This window comes from Bacillus proteolyticus (genome assembly GCF_001884065.1).
GTDB classification, from domain to species: Bacteria; Bacillota; Bacilli; order Bacillales; family Bacillaceae_G; genus Bacillus_A; species Bacillus_A proteolyticus.
The window spans coordinates 1-4288 of record NZ_MACH01000042.1; the positions used below are offsets into that span (position 1 = coordinate 1).

The following is a 4288-nucleotide window of genomic DNA, read 5'->3' on the forward strand; positions in this document are numbered from 1 at the left end:
TTATATGCAATATTACATATAAGAATGTATTGATAAAAATGTAAGCGCTTACTATAATGAAAGCATAAAGATAAATCACATCTTAGCATCAACAACAGAGGAGGAAATAATATGACAATCGCAATGGCAGTTTTAACATTCTTAGGTGGAGTACTTCCATTAGTAACAGAACTTTTAAAAGCAGTAATGTAAGTTCATAATTCCGCAATTATTTATAAAAATTATCATACAAATGATCTGTATATCAAAAGTGAATTGATGTGCAGATCATTTGTGTGAGCAAAGTCCCTTTAGCCTTATTAAGGGACTTTTTTAAATTCCTACATACTTTAGATTCCGTTACATCAACATCAACTTAAAAGAACTTTTAAAACATTAAAAAGTGCTTTTAACTTATTTTGAATATGAATGTAAACTTTTAGATAGAAGTTTACTTTTAAATATCATTGTAAATACAATAATATAGACTAATTAAAAATTCTACACACTACAAATTCTATTTCTTTAAACAAATAATCTAGATATAATAATGATTATATCTTAATCCGAAGACCGAGGTGAACATTATGCAAAGTCTAAAAATATTAAAATTCAACATGTGCATATTTGGAATATTATTTGTCACTTATAGTATTCAAGCATTTTCAGAGTTTATAACAGATCATACCTTTAACTGGTTAAAGAGTATAGTTTTATCTATATACCCTAGACCGTTTCGACTATCCATACTTTTATAACAATTATCTCCCATTACAAATAATTTGCCTGAAGGCACTTTCCTCTCGCTAAAGTTGGAGAAAAATTCAGTTTTATTAATTAAATCTTTGTAAACATAAGGTTCTTCTTGTTTCTCCCCATCTATATAAACGGAATCGTTAACCATTTTAACTGTTTCATTGGGCAAACCAATTATTCTTTTTATGTAATAATTGGAATCATTCGGTATTTTTATAACAACAATCTGCCCATGATATAATGGGCAGATTGTTGTAGCTGCTCTATTTACTAATATATATTCTTGATCTTGTACAGTGGGGTACATGGAATTTCCTTTTACTTTATAAAAATCAAAATTGAAAAATAACAACAAAAACATCAACATACCAAATAGAAAAAACTTTAACGAATTTACCGAAAGAATTCTCCTTCCTCAAGCGTGTGAAGGGCGATAGCCCAACGGTAGGTGGGAGATGAATTTCGGTTTGGCATAGCCAAAAACTTTTGATAAACTAGCTATATGAAGTTCTTTGATAACTTGATATATGAGGTTGCAGGAAGAAAATAGAGTGCGAAAACCAAGCCATTCGGTTCCTGCGTAAAATATCAACCGTACCAAAAGAGCATCCAAGCGTTGGACATCTAGGGGTGGAACACCCCGAAGTAACGCTCAGGGAGATGAAAGGTTACTTTCGTCGTGGAACTGAGAAGCTCCCACTTCAAGCTTAGCTAAGTGGCGGGTAGTTCACATTAAGATTATATTCTTGTTCTTCAGATAACATATGGTTCCATTCCTTATTAATAATTTCATAAAAAATGCCGCCTACTAAGCTTTAATGTAGGGGGCATTTTTTTATTATCTTCATTCGCTTTATTTAGTTTGTTTGAGAAGGGGTATTATCCCCTGTATCCTTTTTTAATTCAAAGTATGCATCTAAAATGTCTCTACCAATCATTGAATTAATTCCACCTTTATCATCATATACCCATGGTACAACAACAGAAAATGCGACTTCCGGGTTATCATATGGAGCATATCCTGCTAAAGTTAAATTATAACAACGGATTCTTTTCCCTTGTTCATCTCTACCAACAGGATCATCTCCTCCATAAACTGTTTGTGCTGTTCCTGTTTTACCAGCCGGTTTATAAGAAGCTTTTTGGAAATAATGCACACCTGTTCCATCACCTTCTTGAAATACTCTTCTGAAACCTTCTTGTACTCGATCAATATATTCTTTTTTCATATCTACACGGTTCAATACAACTGGCTCCATGGATTGTACAACCTTTCCAATCTCTTCTTCTTTCACTGTATGCTCTCGAATTTCTTGCACAATCTGTGGTTTCATTCGATATCCCCCATTTGCAATAGTAGAAATGTATTGTGCTAACTGCAATGGTGAATACGTATCATACTGTCCAATAGCTAAATCTAGTAAGAAACCTGGCTGATAATTTTCTTTACTCATTTGTCCAATATCTTCATTTGGTAAATCTATACCTGTTGGAACACCTAAACCAAATTGTCCAAAATAATATCTCATTTTATCAAATGTAGCTGCTGTAATATTTAATGATCTATTAGGTACATAATTTATGCCTGCAATTTTTAAAGCTGTATTGAACATGTAAACATTTGATGAAACTTGTAACGCTCGTAGGTCATCAATACTTCCAAAATCCTTCCAAGATTTTTTGGGTTTTGTTCCTTTAAAATGCATTGGTGCATCATGAAAATATGTTCCTGGTGTTATGGAACCTGTCTCAAATCCTGTTAAAAGTGTAGCTCCTTTTACGGTAGATCCAAGCTCATAAGAGCTAGTCAATGTACCTAAAGCATAATCCTCTACTTTTATATTCCCATCTTTTTTCACTAATTTTTTTCCAGCCATGGATAAAAGTTGACCTGTTTTTGGATCCATCATTACAACAAACGCTCGGTCTAATAGTGGTTCTGAACCTTTAAACTCTTTTAAACGCTTTTCAATAATCTCTTCAACCTGCTTCTGTAATTTCATATTGATTGTTAATGTTAAATTTTTTCCGTTCTTCCCGTTGGAAATCATTTCTGTTTGAGTAATATTTTTTTCTTTGTCAGTAATATTTCGAACTTCAGCTTTTTCTCCATGTAATACGTCTTCATATCGTTGTTCAATATAACTTTTTCCAATGCGATCATTACGATTGTAACCACGCACTAAATAGGAGTCTAAATTTTCTTTTGGAAGCCCTTCTTCAGCACTTGTAATATTTCCTAATACCGAACGGAATAAATCCCCATTTACATAATTACGATCCCAGTCTGTTGTTGCATCTACCCCTGGGAATCTTTCTAAATTCTCACTTATTATTGCGTATTCTTTCTCGGTTGCGTTCTTTTTTATAACTTGAGGTGTCATTTGATATCCTGAACTCATTTTACTTTTAATAGCTAATACTTTTAGGTCTTCTGGCGTTAATTTACTTAGTTCTTCATCAGTGACACGTTCTCGTCTCAATTTTTCTATTGTATTATCAAACCCTTTTCCCTCAATATTTTTTGCTCTAAGTTTTTCCTCGTCTTGTTTCGTTATTTTTTTTTGGGCCTGTTCTTTATTCATTTGCATCCAAAAATCTTTTCTATCTGTTTCAGTTAATTTATTTATATCTTCTTCGGGTATTTCAATTATATTTGAAAGGTCTTTAGCTACTTTCAGAATATCATCGGATTGTATACCTTTCATTCTTGTGTACGTTATGACACGAATAGCGTTATTGTTAACAACCTTTTCACCTTCTCGATCAAAAATCTGTCCACGTGGAACGGGGACACTAATGGTTTCGTTTTCTTGTTTTTCAACTATATTTTTATAAGATTCTCCATCAACGAGTTGTACTTTTCCTAACTGAAGAATAATAGTTGAAAATAGTAAAAACACACAAAAAAACAGTGCGTTTAATCTAAAAGTAACTTTATCTTTCTTTGTTTTATTGGGCTTTCCTTTGCTCATGTAAACCTCCGCTTAAATAATATTAAATCCAATACTTTTACTTAAAATATATTAAATAATATATATGAATAAGTAAAGTGAAATAAATTTAAAGAATTTCTAAAGTATTACCTGATTTTATTAATATATATTTTTTAAAAAAGAGAGCACTTATACATGCAATTAACTTAAGAAACTTTAATACTCCTAAAATACATCTCATCACTTCAAAAGGTACACCTTTTGGACATGTATAAAACCAAATGAAAACAGCATTCCAAAACATCACATTTATGGTTCTGGTGCAAAAAATCTCTTAAACTTGGACATACTGATATTACTACTCTACAAAAGGTGTGTGATCAGTATGGAAAAGGAGAATTTGTTCAAATGGAAGCATTATCAGCCTGAACTAATCTTATTAACAGTAAGGTGGTACCTACGGTACAATTTGAGCTTTCGTAACCTGGTGGAAATGATGGAGGAAAGAGGATTATCAATTGCTCACACAACGATTATGCGCTGGTTTCATCAATATGGACCTCAATTAGAAGAGAAAGTACGACATCATCTTAAGTCAACAAATGACTCTTGGAGAG

Annotated in this window: 2 protein-coding genes and 1 pseudogene; 1 reads left to right on the forward strand and 2 read right to left on the reverse strand. The window is 32.2% G+C overall.

Annotated elements, in window-relative coordinates; all coding sequences use genetic code 11:
- Nucleotides 1–661: 661 nt before the first annotated feature.
- Both lepB and BAQ49_RS04335 read right to left on the reverse strand, forming a co-directional pair.
- Nucleotides 662–1102 (reverse strand): signal peptidase I, encoded by a 441-nt coding sequence (gene lepB, locus BAQ49_RS04325; RefSeq protein WP_071744320.1) that lies wholly within the window; start codon nt 1100–1102, stop codon nt 662–664.
- A gap of 490 nt (nt 1103–1592) precedes the next feature.
- Nucleotides 1593–3710 (reverse strand): peptidoglycan D,D-transpeptidase FtsI family protein, encoded by a 2118-nt coding sequence (locus BAQ49_RS04335; RefSeq protein ID WP_071744321.1) that lies wholly within the window; start codon nt 3708–3710, stop codon nt 1593–1595.
- A 346-nt stretch (nt 3711–4056) separates the two neighbouring features.
- On the opposite strand from BAQ49_RS04335, the pseudogene BAQ49_RS04340 reads away from it, so the two are divergent.
- Nucleotides 4057–4288 (forward strand): annotated as a pseudogene (locus BAQ49_RS04340) (IS6 family transposase); the annotation flags it as partial.